Genomic DNA, 17,976 nt, shown 5'->3' with positions numbered 1-17,976 from the left:
AGAGCGGCGTCGGCACGCAGATCAGCAGGGCGTCCGGCTCCGACAGGCGGTCGAAATCGGTCGTCGCCTCGAAGCGCTGCTGCGCCAGCCCCTCGACGACGAGGTCCATCGGGATGTGCTTGATCGTCTCGCGCCCGGCATTGATCTGCTCGACGCGGGCCTGGTCGATGTCGAAGCCGACGACCTTGATGCCCTGGCGCAGCGCCGCCAGCGCCAGCGGCATGCCGACATAGCCCAGCCCGATCACGCCGATCACCACCGAGCGGTCCCGCACCTTCTCCACGAACCGATGCACCTGCGCCGTCATGAGCTTGCACCCTTTCGTCATGGTCGGGCTTGTCCCGACCATCCACGTCGTCGTCGGTCCAGAGCGGAGTTCAAGACGTGGATGCTCGCCACAAGGGCGAGCATGACGGGGATGGCTCCCGCGCTATACGGATTGGAAGCTGGTCGGGCAAGGATTCGGGATTGGACGATGCGGGCATGAGGGAGCAGGAGGCGGGCGGACAGGGCGGGCGCGGGTCGGCGCGTGCGCTCGCCGCCATCGAAGCCGTTCTGCAATGGCTTGGCGCTGCGATCCTGGCCGTGCTCTTCCTCGTCGTGATGGCGGCGGTGATCCGGCGCTACCTGTTCGGTGGCGGCTTCGTCTGGTCGGATGAGCTGGCGATCTGGCTTCATGTCGCGCTGATCGCAGTCGGTGCGCCGCTGGCGGTGACGGGGCTGCTTTCGATGCGGCTGGATGTGCTCGTGCGGCTGCTGCCGCCCGGCTGGCGCCGGCTGTCGGATGCGCTGAGCGGCGCCATCGCTGCGCAGGGAGCGCTCGTGCTGACTTTCGGCGGCGCCGGCGTCGCCATGCTGCTCGGCGGGACATCGACCGTACTCGGCCTGCCCGAATGGCTGCGCTTTGCCGCCTTCGCAGCGGGCGGCGGCATGGTCGTGCTCGTCCTGACGCTGCATGCGGCTCTCGCGCGGGGATGGCCCGACGCGCTGGCTGCTCTCCTGCTCGGTGCGTGCTTCTACGGGTTGTCGCAGCTTTCGACCGGCTTGGTCCTGGCCACACCGAGCCTCGCAGCGGCGCTGCTCGCGGCTGCCGGATTGCTGCTCGGCGCGCCTTTGCCGCTCGCTTTGCTGGCCGGCGCCTCAGTCGCGGGCGCCTTCGGCGGGATGCTGCCGGAGCCGGCGATCGTCCAGAACACCGTCGCCGGCGTCTCGAAATTTCTGTTGCTGGCGATTCCCTTCTTCCTGCTCGCCGGTGAGCTTTTGACTTCCGGTGGTCTTGCCGAGCGGCTGGTACGCTTCGCCGCCGCGCTCGTCGGGCATCGCCGCGCGGGTCTTGCCCAGACGGCCCTGGTTTCCAGCGTGCTGTTCTCGGGCGCGTCGGGTTCGTCGGTCGCGAATGCTGCCTTTGGGGCGAAGGTGATGGCGCCGACCCTGGTGGCGCGCGGCTATCCGCCGGCCCACGCGGCGGGAATCGTCGCGGCCGTCTCGATGCTCGACAATATCATCCCGCCTTCGATCGCCTTCCTGCTGCTGGCGTCGGCGACGAGCCTCTCGGTCGGGTCGCTGCTGGTCGGCGGGTTCCTGGCGGGTGGAGTGCTGGCGTTGGCGCTGGCCATCGGCATCCATCTGACGGTGCGAAATGTGGTCGATGCGGCACCGAAGGCAAGTGCGGGCGAGCGGGCGGCGAGCTTCGTCGGCGCGCTGCCGGCGATCGGGCTCGGCGTCGTGGTGGTCGTCGGCATCCGCTTCGGCGTCGTCACGGTGACGGAGGCCTCGGCGCTCGCGGTGGCCTATGCACTCGTGACCTGCCTCGCGCTGCGCAGCCTGAACGTCCGGGGCGTTCTGGCCGCGCTACGGCGCACCGCGACTGAGACGGCCGCGATAGGCTTGCTGATCGGCGCATCCGCCCCCTTCGCCTTCCTGCTCGCGCTGGACCGCGTCTCCGACGGGATGGCGGGGCTGGTGACGGCGCTCGGCGGCGGGCCCTATGCGGTGATGCTGCTCGCCAATCTCGTGCTGCTGGTCGCTGGGCTCTTCCTCGATATCGGCGCGGCGATCCTGCTGCTGGCACCACTGCTGTTGCCTGTTGCGATCGGGGCGGGGCTCGATCCGATCCAGTTCGGCGTGATCCTCGTCGTCAACCTGATGATCCACGGGCTGACGCCGCCGCTCGGCATCCTCGTCTATGTCGTCAGCGGCATCACCCGGGTTCCGGCCGGGGCCGTGTTCCGGGCGGTGCTGCCGCTGCTCGGCGTGCTCCTGGTCGCACTTGCGGTGTTGTCGCTGGGGGCGGCTGCCTGGCCCGCGCTTGCCGGGTCTTGGCTTGCCCTCGGGCTCAAGGCGCTGTTCTGATGCGCGCCAACCCGCCTTCCGCCAACCGCCTGGACCCCGCCCTGCCATGACCGTCACCGATATCGCGACGCGGACCTATAATCATGGCTGGCGGCTCGACCCGATCATCCGCAGCCTGCTCGACACGGATTTCTACAAGCTGCTGATGCTGCAGATGATCCGGGCCTTCCATCCGCAGGTCGAGGTCACCTTCTCGCTGATCAACCGCTCCAGGCATATCCGCCTGGCCGACATCGTCGACGAGGCGGAACTGCGCGCGCAGCTCGACCATGCCCGCAGCGTGCGCTTTTCGAAGAAGGAGCTGATCTGGCTTGCGGGCAACTCATTCTACGGCCGGACGCAGATGTTCTCGCCGGAGTTCATCACCTGGCTCGCCGATTTCCAGCTCCCCGAATACGATCTGCGCAAGGTCGACGGGCAATACGAGCTGCATTTCGAGGGGCCCTGGACCCACACCACGATGTGGGAGGTGCCGGCGCTCGCGATCATCAACGAGCTTCGGGCACGGCGCGTCATGGTCGGCCAGAAGCGCTTTTCGCTCGACGTGCTCTATGCCCGGGCCAAGGCGAAGATGTGGGACAAGGTCGATCGCCTGCAGAAGCTGCCGAATCTGCGCCTTTCGGATTTCGGCACGCGCCGGCGCCATGGCCATCTCTGGCAGCGCTGGTGCGTCGAGGCGTTGAAGGAAGGGCTCGGCTCCGCCTTCAGCGGCACTTCGAACGTGCTTTTGGCGATGGACAACGATCTCGAGGCGATCGGCACCAATGCGCATGAATTGCCGATGGTGCTGGCCGCGCTCGCCGACAGCGACGAGGAGTTGCTGCGCGCCCCCTATCGCGTGCTCGACGAATGGCGCCAAGTCTATGGCGGCAACCTGCTGATCGCGCTGCCGGACGCCTTCGGAACCACGGGATTCCTGCGCCATGCGCCGGACTGGGTCGCGGACTGGACGGGTTTCCGGCCCGATTCGGCGCCGCCGATCCAGGCCGGCGAGGAGATCATGACCTGGTGGCGCGCGCGCGGACGCGATCCGAGGGAGAAGCTCCTGGTCTTCTCCGATGGGCTCGATGTCGATGCGATCGAGCGCGTCTACCACCATTTCGACGGCAAGGTCCGCATGGCCTTCGGCTGGGGCACGGACCTGACCAACGATCTCGCCGGCTGCTCGCCCGACGGCTCGCGCGCGCTCGACCCGATGTCGCTGGTCTGCAAGGTCACGAAGGCGAACGGGCGCCCGGCGGTGAAGCTCTCGGACAATCCCGAAAAGGTTTCAGGGGAGGGCGAGGCGGTGGCGCGATACCGGCGGGTGTTCGGGGTCGGCTGACGTTCCTGCCGCGCCAGTTGACGTTCTGGTTGCGCCCGCCTTGCATCCGCGCCCAAAACCCCCTAATGCGACCGCGCTTTCCGGCCGCGTAGGGCCGTTGTCAGGAACAGGGTGTCATGGCCAAAGAGAAATTTGCTCGGACGAAGCCGCATTGCAACATCGGAACGATTGGTCACGTCGACCATGGCAAGACGTCTCTGACGGCTGCGATCACGAAGGTGCTGGCCGAGTCGGGCGGCGCTTCGTTCACGGCGTATGACCAGATCGACAAGGCGCCGGAGGAGAAGGCCCGCGGCATCACGATCTCGACGGCCCATGTCGAGTACGAGACGGCTGCGCGTCACTACGCCCATGTCGACTGCCCCGGCCACGCCGACTATGTGAAGAACATGATCACGGGCGCGGCGCAGATGGACGGCGCGATCCTGGTTGTGTCGGCGGCGGACGGCCCGATGCCGCAGACCCGCGAGCACATCCTGCTGGCGCGCCAGGTCGGCGTTCCCGCGCTGGTCGTGTTCATGAACAAGGTCGATCTCGTCGACGACGCCGAGCTGCTCGAGCTGGTCGAGATGGAGATCCGCGAGCTTCTGTCGAAGTACGACTTCCCGGGCGACGACATCCCGATCACCAAGGGCTCGGCCAAGGTCGCGCTGGACAATGGCGACAAGGCGATCGGCCATGACGCGGTGATCGCGCTGATGAAGACGGTCGACGAGTACATCCCGCAGCCGGAGCGGCCGATCGACCAGCCCTTCCTGATGCCGGTCGAGGACGTGTTCTCGATCTCGGGTCGCGGCACGGTGGTGACGGGTCGCGTCGAGCGCGGCATCGTCAAGGTCGGCGAGGAAATCGAGATCGTCGGGCTGAAGGACACGGTCAAGACGACGGTGACGGGCGTCGAGATGTTCCGCAAGCTGCTCGACCAGGGCCAGGCCGGCGACAACATCGGCGCGCTGCTGCGCGGCACCAAGCGCGAGGACGTGGAGCGCGGCCAGATCCTGTGCAAGCCGGGTTCGGTGAAGCCGCACACGAAGTTCAAGGCCGAGGCCTACATCCTGACGAAGGAGGAGGGCGGCCGCCACACCCCGTTCTTCACCAACTACCGGCCGCAGTTCTACTTCCGCACGACGGACGTGACGGGCGTGGTGCACCTGCCGGAAGGCACGGAGATGGTGATGCCGGGCGACAACATCGCCATGGAAGTGCACCTGATCGTGCCGATCGCGATGGAAGAGAAGCTGCGCTTCGCCATCCGCGAAGGCGGCCGCACCGTCGGCGCCGGCGTCGTCGCCAGCATCATCGCCTGATCGATCGCATCAGCTGGTATTCGGGAAGGGGCGCCGGTTTCGGCGCCCCTTTTCGTTTCTGCACGATCGCTTCGCGGGCGCGGCGATTTCGCACTTGAAAAGCCGGAACGGTTGGGGCAAAGGATCGCGCGACTACAGGGGTGTAGCTCAGTTGGTAGAGTACCGGTCTCCAAAACCGGGTGTCGCAGGTTCGAGCCCTGCCGCCCCTGCCAGTTCCGCGATGTGGCGCCGGGCGCCTGCGCAGCCCGCCCGGAGCGGCGCCTTCCAATGGCCTCTTGCGGCGAGCATCTAGCCAAAAGTCTCTTGGCTAAAGACTTCCGTCGATGTAAGAGGCTTTCCAGCACGGCGCGCGGCTCCCTGAGCCCCGCGCCGCGAATGTTTCAGGACAGCCGAATCGACACCCTGGCAGGAGCCAGCGTGCCGGTTCGGGACCCGAGGTGATCCATGGCCAAGACCAGCCCCTTCAGCTTTCTGCAGGACGTGCGCAACGAAGCGTCCAAGGTGACCTGGCCGTCGCGTCGCGAGACCTTGATCACGACGGGCCTCGTGCTCGCCATGGTCGTCGTGTCGAGCCTGTTCTTCCTCTTCACCGACACCATCATCCGCTGGTCGCTCGGCATCATCCTCGGCGCCCGTTGAACGGAATCAAGAACGTGAGCACCCGCTGGTACATCGTCCACGCCTATTCGAACTTCGAGAACAAAGTCGCGCAGTCGATCCGCGACCAGGCGGCGCAGCGCAATCTCGCCGACAAGTTCGATGAGGTGCTGGTTCCGACCGAGAAGGTCGTCGAGGTTCGCCGCGGCCGCAAGGTCGACGCCGAGCGCAAGTTCTTCCCCGGGTATGTGCTGGTGAAGTGCGAGATGACCGACGAGGTCTATCACCTCATCAAGAACACGCCGAAGGTCACCGGCTTCCTGGGCGCCGACAAGGCCAAGCCGATGCCGATTCCCGAGCATGAGGCGATGCGGATCAAGGGCCAGGTCGCCGAGGGCATCGAGCGTCCGAAGCCGACCATCGTTTTCGAGATCGGCGAGCAGGTGAAGGTCGCCGACGGCCCCTTCGCCTCGTTCAACGGCGTCGTCGAGGATGTCGATCACGGTCGCGCCCGCCTCAAGGTCGCCGTCTCGATCTTCGGCCGCGCCACGCCGGTCGAGCTGGAATACGGCCAGGTCGAAAAGCTCTGAGGCGGCCCGCGAATTCCACTGGCGCGGCCGTCTGACGCGACGGCCCGGGCTTCCGGTGCTCACGGACTTATGTCCGCTCCGCTCCGGATCTCGTCCGCCACGCCAGCCGGCTCACGCCAGCGAATTCTCGGACGACCTCAATCAGGGAGGCTTTCGGGCTTCCCTTCGGTGCCGCCTTGTGTCATAGGCGGCGCCTCACTTGCGTGGGAGGCGGGCCGGTCGCCAACCGGAGTTCCCTGCCGCACCACGCTCTGCAACAATCCCGACCCCGGGCGAAAGCTGTCCGCGGGCGGGACGTCGTCGTTCCGATAGGCATCGGGGCAGGCGGCAGGAGCAGCCATCATGGCAAAGAAGATCACGGGCTACGTGAAGCTTCAGGTTCCGGCGGGCGCGGCCAATCCGTCGCCGCCGATCGGTCCGGCGCTGGGTCAGCGCGGCCTCAACATCATGGAATTCTGCAAGGCCTTCAACGCGAAGACCGCGCAGATGGAAAAGGGCATGCCGATCCCGGTGATCATCACCGCGTATCAGGACCGCTCCTTCACCTTCGAGATGAAGCAGCCGCCGGTGTCCTACTGGCTGAAGAAGGCCGCCGGCCTGACCTCGGGTTCGAAGACCCCGGGCCGCGGCGGCAATGTCGGCAAGGTGACCGCCGCGCAGATCAAGGAGATCGCCGAGAAGAAGATGGCCGATCTCAACTGCGACAGCGTCGAATCCGCCTCGTCCATGATCAAGGGCTCGGCCCGGTCGATGGGCCTGGAAGTCGTGGGCTGAGGGGGCGATCATGGCACATATCGGAAAGCGCGTCGTCAAGGGCCGCGAAGGCATTGACCGCACCAAGCTCTACCCGCTGACGGACGCCGTCTCGCTGGTCAAGGAGCGGGCTACTGCCAAGTTCGACGAGACCGTCGAGGTCTCGATGAATCTGGGCGTCGATCCGCGTCACGCCGACCAGATGGTCCGCGGCGTCTGCAACCTGCCGAACGGCTCGGGCCGTGTCCTACGCGTCGCCGTGTTCGCGCGCGGCGCCAAGGCCGAGGAGGCCAAGAAGGCCGGCGCCGACATCGTCGGTGCGGAGGATCTGGTCGAGATCGTCCAGAAGGGCACGATCGAGTTCGACCGCTGCATCGCGACTCCGGACATGATGCCGCTGGTCGGCCGTCTCGGTAAGGTGCTCGGCCCGCGCGGTCTGATGCCGAACCCGAAGGTCGGCACCGTCACCATGGACCTGACCACTGCGGTCGCCGCGTCCAAGGGCGGCTCGGTCGAGTTCCGCGTCGAGAAGGCCGGCATCGTGCATGCCGCCGTCGGCAAGGTCTCGTTCAGCGCCGAGAAGCTGGCCGAGAACATCAAGGCCTTCGCCGATTCCGTCGCCAAGGCGAAGCCTGCCGGCGCCAAGGGCACCTATATCCAGCGCGTCGCGATCTCGTCGACGATGGGTCCGGGCGTCAAGATCGAGCCGAACACCGTCCTCGGCGGCTGACCCTATCGGCCGGCTCGTGCCGGCCGAAGCTGGCATCTCGATCCGCAAGGTCGAGATGCCACTTGCAATATCTCACTTGGCAGAAGCGGGCGAAGGCGCTATGACGCTGCCAGTTTCCATAAGTGATGTGGGCTCCGGCGCGCTTGTCGCGAAGGGGTCCGTTTCGCGTTTTTTGGCGGTTCGCCGCCGAAAGATGGGTGTTTGGGGCGTCCGGAGCAATCCTGGGGTCCGAATCATCCAGTCCTGTCTGAGACTGCAGGTGCTCCGAGGGTTCGCCCGAGGGCATAATTTCGCCAAGAGGCCTGCATAGACGGTGCAAGAGCTCAAGCGGGGTCGCAAGATCCCGAAGGCGGTTCGAACCATCTCGCCCGATCACGGCTTTAAGAGCCGGAGAGGGGACAGGGCACTGAGCGTCGCTCCGATGAAGCGCCGGTGTCAACCGGGGTTTTAAGGGAGCGGCAGTGCAACCGGCGGCGAGCCCCTCAAAGGCCTGCCGCCTACCGGAGAGAGCCCAGTGGATAAAGCGGCAAAGACAGATGCCGTCGCGACGCTGAACGACGTGTTTTCGAGCACGTCGGTCGTTGTCGTGGCCCACTATGCGGGTTTGACGGTGGCCCAGTTCCAGAAGCTTCGTCGCGAGATGAAGGCCAATGGCGCCACCGTGAAGGTCGCAAAGAACCGGCTGGCCAAGATCGCTCTTGAAGGCACCGACGTCGCGTCCATCAGCAAGCTGCTGACGGGTCCCACCCTGATCGCTTATTCGAGCGATCCGGTCGCGGCGCCGAAGGTCGCCACCGCATTCGCCAAGGAAAACGACAAGCTCGTCATCCTCGGCGGCGCGATGGGCAAGACCGCCCTGAACCCCGACGGCGTCAAGGCCCTGGCCACGATGCCCTCGCTCGACGAACTGCGCGCCAAGCTGCTCGGCCTCCTGCAGGCCCCGGCAACGAAGATCGCCCAGCTCTCGACCGCGCCTGCTGCGAAGCTTGCGCGTGTGTTTCAGGCATATGCCGACAAGGATGCGGCCTGAACGGCCCGTTACCCCTGATAATCGTTCGAACCTCTTACCATATAGGAGCCTATCATGGCTGATCTCGCCAAGCTCGTCGACGAGCTGTCCTCCCTGACGGTCCTCGAGGCCGCTGACCTCGCCAAGCTTCTCGAAGAGAAGTGGGGCGTTTCGGCCGCTGCCGCCGTCGCCGTCGCCGCTGGTCCGGCCGCTGGCGCTGGCGCTGGCGCCGCTGCTGCTGAAGAGCAGACCGAGTTCACCGTCGTTCTTGCCGCCGCCGGCGACAAGAAGATCGAGGTGATCAAGGAAGTCCGCGCCATCACCGGCCTCGGCCTCAAGGAGGCCAAGGATCTGGTCGAGGCCGCTCCGAAGCCGGTCAAGGAGTCGGTTGCCAAGGACGAGGCCGAGAAGCTCAAGAAGCAGCTCGAGGCCGTCGGCGCCAAGGTCGAGCTCAAGTGAGCAGGGCCGGCTGATGCCGGTCCGACCCTAGTCAAGACCAGACAGTCCCGGGGTGCTCGTCACCTCCGGGGCTGTCGCGTCGTTTCCGCACCGTAGTGCGGAAAGGTTGCAAAGACCCTGGGTGCAGCTTTGCGTTGCGGGGTCGAGATTCAGATGGTGTCGGCGCGGTGAAGCGCCGAGCGGCTCACCCGGCGGCCTGTCCGCCTTTCATCAGGCAGACCGCCAGGTGAGCCGTCCGAGATTGCGAGGAACAACATGGTCAATTCGCTCCAGGGCCGCAGGCGCGTCCGCAAGTTCTTCGGCAAACTCAAGGAAGTGGCGCAGATGCCGAACCTCATCGAGGTTCAGAAGGCGTCCTATGACCAGTTCCTGATGGTCGACGAGCCCAAGGGCGGTCGCGGCGACGAAGGCCTGCAGTCGGTCTTCAAGTCGGTGTTCCCGATCGGCGACTTCTCGGGTGCCTCGCTGCTCGAGTTCGTCAAGTACACCTTCGAGCCGCCGAAATACGACGTTGACGAGTGCCGCCAGCGCGGCATGACCTTCTCTGCGCCGCTCAAGGTGACGCTGCGCCTGATCGTGTTCGATATCGATCCCGACACCCAGGCCAAGTCGGTCAAGGACATCAAGGAGCAGGATGTCTACATGGGCGACATGCCGCTCATGACCGACAACGGCACCTTCATCGTCAACGGCACCGAGCGCGTCATCGTCTCGCAGATGCACCGTTCGCCGGGCGTGTTCTTCGACCACGACAAGGGCAAGACCCATTCCTCGGGCAAGCTGCTCTTCGCCGCCCGCATAATCCCCTATCGCGGTTCCTGGCTCGACATCGAGTTCGACGCCAAGGACATCGTCTATGCGCGTATCGACCGGAAGCGCAAGATTCCGGTGACGTCGCTGCTGTTCGCGCTCGGCATGGACGGCGAGGAGATCCTCAGCCGCTTCTACAACACGATCACCTACGCCAAGGACAAGCAGGGCTGGCGCGTTCCCTACGACGCCGAGCGCATGAAGGGCTTCAAGGCGAACGAGGACCTGATCGACGCCGACACCGGCGAGGTCGTGGTCGAGGCCGGCAAGAAGCTCGTCGCCCGCACCGCGCGACAGCTCGCCGAGAAGGGCCTCAAGTTCCTGCGCGCCACGGACGAGGATCTGTACACCCAGTACATCGCCGAGGACCTGGTCAATCCGGCGACGGGCGAGGTCTTCGCCGAGGCCGGTGAGGAGATCACCGAGAAGCTGCTCAAGCTGCTGACCGACGAGGGCTTCGACGAGATCCCGGTGCTCGACATCGACCACATCACGGTCGGCCCCTATATCCGCAACACGCTGAACGTGGACAAGAACTCGCGCCGTGAAGAGGCGCTGTTCGACATCTACCGCGTGATGCGTCCGGGCGAGCCGCCGACGCTCGAGACCGCCGAGAACATGTTCCAGTCGCTGTTCTTCGACGCCGAGCGCTACGACCTCTCGGCCGTCGGGCGCGTCAAGATGAACATGCGCCTGGATCTCGACGCCGAGGACACCGTGCGCATCCTGCGCAAGGAGGACATCTTCGCGGTCGTCAAGGCGCTGGTCGACCTGCGCGACGGCAAGGGCGAGATCGACGACATCGACCATCTCGGCAACCGCCGCGTGCGCTCGGTCGGCGAGCTCATGGAGAACCAGTATCGCCTGGGCCTCCTGCGCATGGAGCGCGCCATCAAGGAGCGGATGTCCTCGGTCGACATCGACACGGTGATGCCGCAGGACCTGATCAACGCCAAGCCGGCGGCTGCCGCGGTGCGCGAGTTTTTCGGTTCGTCGCAGCTTTCGCAGTTCATGGACCAGACGAACCCGCTCTCGGAAGTCACTCACAAGCGCCGCCTTTCGGCGCTTGGCCCGGGTGGCCTGACCCGCGAGCGCGCCGGCTTCGAGGTGCGCGACGTGCACCCGACGCATTACGGCCGCATCTGCCCGATCGAGACGCCCGAAGGCCCGAATATCGGCCTGATCAACTCGCTCGCCACCTTCGCGCGGGTGAACAAGTACGGCTTCATCGAGAGCCCATATCGTCGCATCCGCGACGGCAAGGTCACCGACGAGATCATCTATCTCTCGGCGATGGAGGAGGCGAAGTACAACGTCGCCCAGGCCAACGCCGCCGTCGACAAGGAAGGCCGTCTCACCGACGATCTGATCGTCTGCCGCCGCGCCGGCGAAGTCATCGTCACGCCGGTCGACAAGGTCGACTTCCAGGACGTGTCGCCCAAGCAGCTCGTCTCGGTCGCCGCGGCGCTGATCCCGTTCCTCGAGAACGACGACGCCAACCGCGCGCTGATGGGTTCGAACATGCAGCGCCAGGCGGTGCCGCTGGTTCGCGCCGACGCGCCCTTCGTCGGCACCGGCATGGAAGCGGTCGTCGCCCGTGACTCGGGCGCCGCCATCGCGGCCCGCCGCGCCGGCATCGTCGACCAGGTCGACGCGACGCGTATCGTCATCCGCGCTTCGGACGAGATGGACCCGACGAAGCCCGGCGTCGACATCTATCGTCTGCAGAAGTTCCAGCGCTCGAACCAGTCGACCTGCATCACGCAGCGTCCGCTGGTGCGCGTCGGCGACGTCATCAAGAAGGGTGACATTGTCGCGGACGGCCCGTCGACCGAGTTCGGCGAGCTCGCGCTCGGCCGCAACGTGCTCGTCGCGTTCATGCCGTGGAACGGCTACAACTTCGAGGACTCGATCCTGCTTTCGGAGAAGATAGTCTCGGAAGACGTCTTCACCTCGATCCATATCGAGGAATTCGAGGTCATGGCCCGCGACACCAAGCTGGGTCCGGAGGAGATCACGCGCGACATTCCGAACGTTTCGGAAGAGGCGCTGAAGAACCTCGACGAAGCCGGCATCGTCTATATCGGCGCCGAAGTGGCTGCGGGCGACATCCTCGTCGGCAAGATCACGCCGAAGGGCGAGAGCCCGATGACGCCGGAAGAGAAGCTGCTGCGCGCCATCTTCGGCGAGAAGGCCTCCGACGTCCGCGACACCTCGCTGCGTGTCCCGCCGGGCGTGCAGGGCACGATCGTCGAGGTCCGCGTGTTCAACCGCCATGGCGTCGACAAGGACGAGCGCGCCCAGGCGATCGAGCGCGAGGAGATCGAGCGTCTCGCCAAGGACCGCGACGACGAGCAGGCGATCCTGGACCGCAATACCTTCGCGCGTCTCGGCGACATCCTGAACGGCAAGACCGGCCTCGCCGGTCCGAAGGGCTTCAAGAAGGACACGGTCATCACCCGCGAGGGCATGTCCGAGTTCCCGCGCTCGCAGTGGTGGCTGTTCGCCACGGCGGACGACGCCCTGATGACCGAAATCGAGGCGATGCGGAAGCAGTACGACGAGTCGAAGAAGCGCCTCGAGCAGCGCTTCCTCGACAAGGTCGAGAAGCTGCAGCGCGGCGACGAACTGCCTCCGGGCGTGATGAAGATGGTCAAGGTCTTCGTCGCGGTGAAGCGCAAGATCCAGCCGGGCGACAAGATGGCCGGCCGTCACGGCAACAAGGGCGTGGTCTCGCGCATCGTGCCGGCGGAGGACATGCCGTTCCTCGAGGACGGCACCCATGCCGACATCGTCCTGAACCCGCTCGGCGTGCCCTCGCGCATGAACGTCGGGCAGATCCTGGAGACGCATCTGGGCTGGGCTGCCGCCGGCCTCGGCAAGCAGATCGGCGCAGCAATCGACGCCTATAAGAAGGCGCATGACGTCAAGGCGCTGAGGGCTTCGTTCGACGCCGTCTACGAGGACAACGAGATCATCGCCTCGATGGACGAGAACGAGCTGGTCGAGATGGGCCAGAACCTGCGTCGCGGCGTTCCGATTGCGACGCCGGTGTTCAACGGCGCCAAGGAAGCCGATATCGAGCGGCTCCTGGAGCAGGCCGGCCTGCATTCCTCGGGCCAGTCGACGCTCTATGACGGCCGCACCGGCGAGCCCTTCGACCGCAAGGTGACGATGGGCTACATCTACATGCTGAAGCTGCACCATCTGGTCGACGACAAGATCCATGCCCGTTCGATCGGTCCGTACTCGCTCGTCACCCAGCAGCCGCTGGGCGGCAAGGCGCAGTTCGGCGGCCAGCGCTTCGGCGAGATGGAGGTCTGGGCGCTCGAGGCCTACGGCGCCGCCTACACGCTGCAGGAAATGCTGACGGTGAAGTCGGACGACGTGGCGGGCCGCACCAAGGTCTACGAGTCGATCGTGCGCGGCGAGGACAACTTCGAGGCGGGCATCCCCGAGAGCTTCAACGTTCTCGTCAAGGAAATGCGTTCGCTCGGCCTCAACGTCGAACTGGTCAGCAACAAGCCGAAGCCGGGCGAGCTGCCGCCGGCCGAGGCCGCCGAATAAGCCGGTTCACTCCGGTCCGAACATGATCTGCCGGCGGCACTGACGCCGCCGGCCCTTGAATTGACGAAGCCGGGCAGGGCGGTGCTCCACCCCCGCCGGCGAGAGGAGACAGGCGATGAAGCAAGAGGTCATGAACCTTTTCGGCCAGCAGCCGGTCCAGCAGGCCTTCGACGCGATCAAGATCTCGATCGCGAGCCCGGAGAAGATCCTGTCCTGGTCCTATGGCGAGATCAAAAAGCCGGAGACGATCAACTACCGGACGTTCAAGCCGGAGCGCGACGGCCTGTTCTGCGCCCGCATCTTCGGGCCGATCAAGGACTACGAGTGCCTGTGCGGCAAGTACAAGCGCATGAAGTTCAAGGGCGTCATCTGCGAGAAGTGCGGCGTCGAAGTCACGCTCGCCCGCGTCCGGCGCGAGCGCATGGGCCATATCGAGCTGGCCGCCCCGGTCGCGCATATCTGGTTCCTGAAGTCGCTGCCCTCGCGCATCGGCCTGCTCATGGACATGCCGCTCAAGGACCTCGAGCGCATCCTCTACTTCGAGTCGTATGTGGTCATCGAGCCGGGCCTGACCCCGCTCAAGGACCGTCAGCTTCTGTCCGAAGAAGAGTATGTCCGCTGCCAGGAAGAGTATGGCGCCGACACCTTCACCGCCATGATCGGCGCGGAAGCGATCCGCGAGATGCTGCGGGCGCTCGACCTCGACCAGATCAACGCCGATCTCAAGCATGAGATCGCGACGACGACGTCGGAGCTGAAGCCCAAGAAGCTGATGAAGCGCCTCAAGATCATCGAGGCGTTCCAGCAGTCGGGCAACAAGCCGGAATGGATGGTCATGACCATCATCCCGGTGATCCCGCCTGACTTGCGTCCGCTCGTGCCGCTCGATGGTGGCCGCTTCGCGACCTCGGACCTGAACGATCTCTATCGCCGCGTCATCAACCGCAACAACCGCCTGAAGCGGCTGATCGAGCTGCGCGCGCCGGACATCATCATCCGCAACGAGAAGCGGATGCTGCAGGAATCGGTCGATGCGCTGTTCGACAACGGCCGTCGCGGCCGCGTCATCACCGGCGCCAACAAGCGCCCGCTGAAGTCGCTCGCCGACATGCTGAAGGGCAAGCAGGGCCGCTTCCGCCAGAACCTGCTCGGCAAGCGCGTCGACTATTCCGGCCGCTCGGTCATCGTGGTCGGCCCGGAGCTGAAGCTGCACCAGTGCGGCCTGCCGAAGAAGATGGCGCTCGAGCTGTTTAAGCCGTTCATCTATGCGCGCCTCGACGCCAAGGGCTACTCGACCACGGTCAAGCAGGCCAAGAAGCTCGTCGAGAAGGAGAAGCCGGAGGTCTGGGATATCCTGGACGAGGTCATCCGCGAGCATCCGGTGATGCTGAACCGCGCTCCGACGCTGCACCGCCTGGGCATCCAGGCGTTCGAGCCGACGCTGATCGAGGGCAAGGCGATCCAGCTCCATCCGCTGGTCTGCGCCGCGTTCAACGCCGACTTCGACGGCGACCAGATGGCCGTGCACGTTCCGCTGTCGCTCGAAGCGCAGCTCGAAGCGCGCGTCCTGATGATGTCGACCAACAACATCCTGCACCCGGCGAACGGCCTGCCGATCATCGTGCCGTCGCAGGACATCGTGCTCGGCCTGTACTACCTCTCGATCGTCTCGGACGGCGAGCCGGGCCAGGGCAAGATCTTCGGTGATTTCGGCGAGCTCGAATATGCGCTGCACGAGAAGGTCGTGACGCTGCATTCGAAGATCAAATACCGCTGGACCGGCGTCGGACAGGACGGCAAGCCCTACACCAAGATCTACGACACGACGCCTGGCCGCGTGATCCTCTCGACCGCGCTGCCCAAGCACCCGGCCGTGACCTTCGACGTCATCAACAAGCTGATGACCAAGAAGGAGATCCAGGGGATGATCGACGCCGTCTATCGCGGCTGCGGTCAGAAGGAATCGGTGATCTTCTGCGACCGCATCATGTCGCTGGGCTTCACCCACGCCTTCAAGGCCGGCATCTCCTTCGGCAAGGACGACATGGTCGTGCCGGAGAACAAGTGGGAGATCGTCGATACCACCCGCGCGCTCGCCAAGGATTACGAGCAGCAGTACCAGGACGGCCTGATCACCCAGGGCGAGAAGTACAACAAGGTCGTCGACGCCTGGGCGAAGTGCTCCGACAAGCTCGCCCAGGAGATGATGGCCCGCATCTCGACCGTGAAGAAGGACGAGACCGGCCGCGACAAGCCGATAAACTCGATCTACATGATGAGCCACTCGGGTGCCCGCGGTTCGCCGGCGCAGATGAAGCAGCTCGCGGCGATGCGCGGCCTGATGGCCAAGCCGTCGGGCGAGATCATCGAATCGCCGATCATCTCGAACTTCAAGGAAGGCCTGGACGTGCTCGAGTACTTCAACTCGACGCACGGCGCCCGCAAGGGGCTGGCCGACACCGCGCTCAAGACGGCGAATTCGGGTTACCTCACCCGCCGTCTCGTCGACGTGGCGCAGGATGCCATCATCTCCGAGACCGATTGCGGCTCGGACAACGGCATCAAGATGCGCGCCATCATCGATGCGGGCCAGGTCGTGGCTTCGCTCGGCATCCGTATCCTGGGCCGTTCCGCGGCCGAGGACGTGACGGATATCGACGGCAACGTCCTCGTTCCGAAGGGCACGATGATCGACGAGGCCCATATCGAGAAGATCAACGCCGCCGGCATCCAGGAGGTGAAGATCCGCTCGGTGCTGACCTGCGAGACCAAGAACGGCGTCTGCGCGACCTGCTACGGCCGCGACCTGGCCCGCGGCACGCCCGTCAACATGGGCGAGGCCGTCGGCGTCATCGCGGCGCAGTCGATCGGCGAGCCGGGCACGCAGCTCACCATGCGCACCTTCCATATCGGCGGCGCGGCCACCATCGCCGACCAGTCCTTCGTCGAGTCGAACTTCGAAGGCACGGTCAAGATGCGCAACCGCAACGTCGCGCGGAATTCGGACGGCGACCTGATCGCGATGGCGCGCAACATCGCCATCGTGATCGTCGGCCCGGACGGCGCCGAGCGTGCGGTGCACCGCGTCCAGTTCGGCTCGAAGCTGCGGGTCGACGAGGGCGACAAGGTCAAGCGCGGCCAGCGCCTGATCGAGTGGGATCCCTATTCCCGCCCGATCCTGGCGGAAGTCGACGGTACCGTCGGCTTCGAGGACCTGGTCGACGGCATGTCGATCACCGAGACGACCGACGAGGCGACGGGCATCTCCAAGCGCGTCGTCATCGACTGGCGCGGTTCGGCCCGTACCGCCGACCTGAAGCCGTCGCTGACGGTTCTCGGTTCGGACGGCAAGGTGGCGAAGCTCGCCCGTGGCGGCGATGCCCGCTACATCCTGCCGGTCGACGGCATCATCTCGGTGGAGCCGGGTTCGGCGATCAAGGCCGGCGACGTTCTGGCGCGTGTCTCGACCGACTCGGCCAAGACCCGCGACATCACGGGCGGTCTGCCGCGCGTGGCGGAGCTGTTCGAGGCGCGTCGTCCGAAGGATGCGGCGATCATTGCCGAGAAGTCGGGCGTCATCGGCTTCGGCAAGGACTACAAGAACAAGCGTCGCGTCACGCTGACACCGCATGACGGTTCCGAGGGGCTCGAGTACCTGATCCCCAAGGGCAAGCACATCCATCTCCAGGACGGCGACGTCGTAGAGGTCGGCGACTACATCCTCGACGGCAACCCGGCCCCGCACGACATCCTCGCGATCAAGGGCGTCGAGGAACTGGCGGCTTATCTGGTGAACGAGATCCAGGAGGTCTATCGCCTCCAGGGCGTCGGCATCAACGACAAGCACATCGAGGTGATCGTCCGGCAGATGCTGCAGAAGGTCGAGATCACGGATGGCGGCGACACCGACATCCTGACCGGCGACCAGGTCGACCGCATCGAGCTGCAGGAGATCAACGCGAAGATGGCGGAAGAGGGCAAGAAGCCCGCCTCCGGCGTCCCGGTGCTGCTCGGCATCACCAAGGCTTCGCTGCAGACCCGCTCCTTCATTTCGGCGGCGTCGTTCCAGGAGACCACCCGCGTCCTCACTGAGGCGGCGGTCAACGGCAAGTACGACACGCTGGAGGGCCTGAAGGAGAACGTCATCGTCGGCTCGCTGATCCCGGCCGGCACCGGCGCGCAGGTCGCCCGCATCAAGCAGGTGGCGACGCGTCGCGACGATCTCATCGTCGGGCAGAAGGCGGATGCGGCGGCGAAGGCCGCGGCTTCCGCGGCCAAGGCGGTCGAGGCGGCGCTGCCCGCGGCGGAATGACGGCTTCCGCATAGCCGCAGAATGCGATTAATCGGACATGGCCGCCCCCGCGAGGGGGCGGCCATGTTGCTTTTCCGGCGAAAGACCCGCGGGGCAGGGCATTTCCGGCGTCAAATCCCGAGATTGGGGGTTGACGCGAATCTCGACCCGAGTCATAAGCGCGCCA

General features: G+C 65.5%; 12 protein-coding genes and 1 tRNA gene. 12 read left to right on the top strand and 1 reads right to left on the bottom strand.

Going from position 1 to position 17,976, the window contains the following annotated elements; all coding sequences use genetic code 11:
• A partial coding sequence (locus AC1RMY_RS17470; protein WP_492866618.1) for an NAD(P)-binding domain-containing protein occupies nucleotides 1-328 on the bottom strand: 328 nt, incomplete at its 3' end.
• Nucleotides 329-483: 155 nt separating this feature from the next.
• Here AC1RMY_RS17470 and AC1RMY_RS17465 point away from each other — a divergent pair.
• The 12 genes from AC1RMY_RS17465 (at nucleotide 484) to rpoC (ending at nucleotide 17,810) form a co-directional block, all read left to right on the top strand.
• Nucleotides 484-2,352 carry a TRAP transporter large permease gene (locus AC1RMY_RS17465; RefSeq protein WP_492866616.1) on the top strand — a complete coding sequence of 623 codons (1,869 nt, stop codon included), beginning with the start codon at nucleotides 484-486 and terminating at the stop codon, nucleotides 2,350-2,352.
• A 46-nt stretch (nucleotides 2,353-2,398) separates the two neighbouring features.
• Nucleotides 2,399-3,676 carry a nicotinate phosphoribosyltransferase gene (gene pncB / locus AC1RMY_RS17460; protein WP_492866614.1) on the top strand — a complete coding sequence of 426 codons (1,278 nt, stop codon included), beginning with the start codon at nucleotides 2,399-2,401 and terminating at the stop codon, nucleotides 3,674-3,676.
• Between the two features lie 116 nt (nucleotides 3,677-3,792).
• Nucleotides 3,793-4,983 (top strand): elongation factor Tu, encoded by a 1,191-nt coding sequence (gene tuf / locus AC1RMY_RS17455; RefSeq protein WP_492866593.1) that lies wholly within the window; start codon nucleotides 3,793-3,795, stop codon nucleotides 4,981-4,983.
• A gap of 136 nt (nucleotides 4,984-5,119) precedes the next feature.
• Nucleotides 5,120-5,195 (top strand) — tRNA-Trp (locus AC1RMY_RS17450).
• 232 nt (nucleotides 5,196-5,427) lie between these two features.
• Nucleotides 5,428-5,622, top strand: a complete 195-nt coding sequence (gene secE, locus AC1RMY_RS17445; RefSeq protein WP_492866612.1) for a preprotein translocase subunit SecE — start codon at nucleotides 5,428-5,430, stop codon at nucleotides 5,620-5,622.
• A gap of 14 nt (nucleotides 5,623-5,636) precedes the next feature.
• Nucleotides 5,637-6,170, top strand: coding sequence for a transcription termination/antitermination protein NusG (nusG, locus tag AC1RMY_RS17440; protein ID WP_492866610.1), 534 nt, complete (start codon nucleotides 5,637-5,639; stop codon nucleotides 6,168-6,170).
• A 342-nt stretch (nucleotides 6,171-6,512) separates the two neighbouring features.
• Nucleotides 6,513-6,944: a 50S ribosomal protein L11 gene (gene rplK / locus AC1RMY_RS17435; protein WP_492866608.1), complete on the top strand. Its 432-nt coding sequence runs from the start codon at nucleotides 6,513-6,515 to the stop codon at nucleotides 6,942-6,944.
• Between the two features lie 10 nt (nucleotides 6,945-6,954).
• Nucleotides 6,955-7,653, top strand: coding sequence for a 50S ribosomal protein L1 (gene rplA, locus AC1RMY_RS17430; RefSeq protein WP_492866606.1), 699 nt, complete (start codon nucleotides 6,955-6,957; stop codon nucleotides 7,651-7,653).
• 514 nt (nucleotides 7,654-8,167) lie between these two features.
• A complete protein-coding gene (gene rplJ, locus AC1RMY_RS17425) occupies nucleotides 8,168-8,683 on the top strand; it encodes a 50S ribosomal protein L10 (protein WP_492866604.1) in 516 nt (171 codons plus the stop codon).
• Nucleotides 8,684-8,737: 54 nt separating this feature from the next.
• Nucleotides 8,738-9,121 carry a 50S ribosomal protein L7/L12 gene (gene rplL, locus AC1RMY_RS17420; RefSeq protein ID WP_492866602.1) on the top strand — a complete coding sequence of 128 codons (384 nt, stop codon included), beginning with the start codon at nucleotides 8,738-8,740 and terminating at the stop codon, nucleotides 9,119-9,121.
• Nucleotides 9,122-9,376: 255 nt separating this feature from the next.
• Complete coding sequence (gene rpoB / locus AC1RMY_RS17415; RefSeq protein WP_492866600.1) at nucleotides 9,377-13,498, top strand: DNA-directed RNA polymerase subunit beta; 4,122 nt, start codon at nucleotides 9,377-9,379, stop codon at nucleotides 13,496-13,498.
• A gap of 115 nt (nucleotides 13,499-13,613) precedes the next feature.
• Nucleotides 13,614-17,810, top strand: a complete 4,197-nt coding sequence (gene rpoC / locus AC1RMY_RS17410) for a DNA-directed RNA polymerase subunit beta' (protein ID WP_492866598.1) — start codon at nucleotides 13,614-13,616, stop codon at nucleotides 17,808-17,810.
• Nucleotides 17,811-17,976 lie beyond the last annotated feature (166 nt).

Source organism: Allobosea sp. GW822-FHT03F07 (assembly GCF_058801345.1).
Note: the sequence above shows the minus strand (reverse complement) of the source record. Positions and strands in the feature narration are given on the sequence as shown.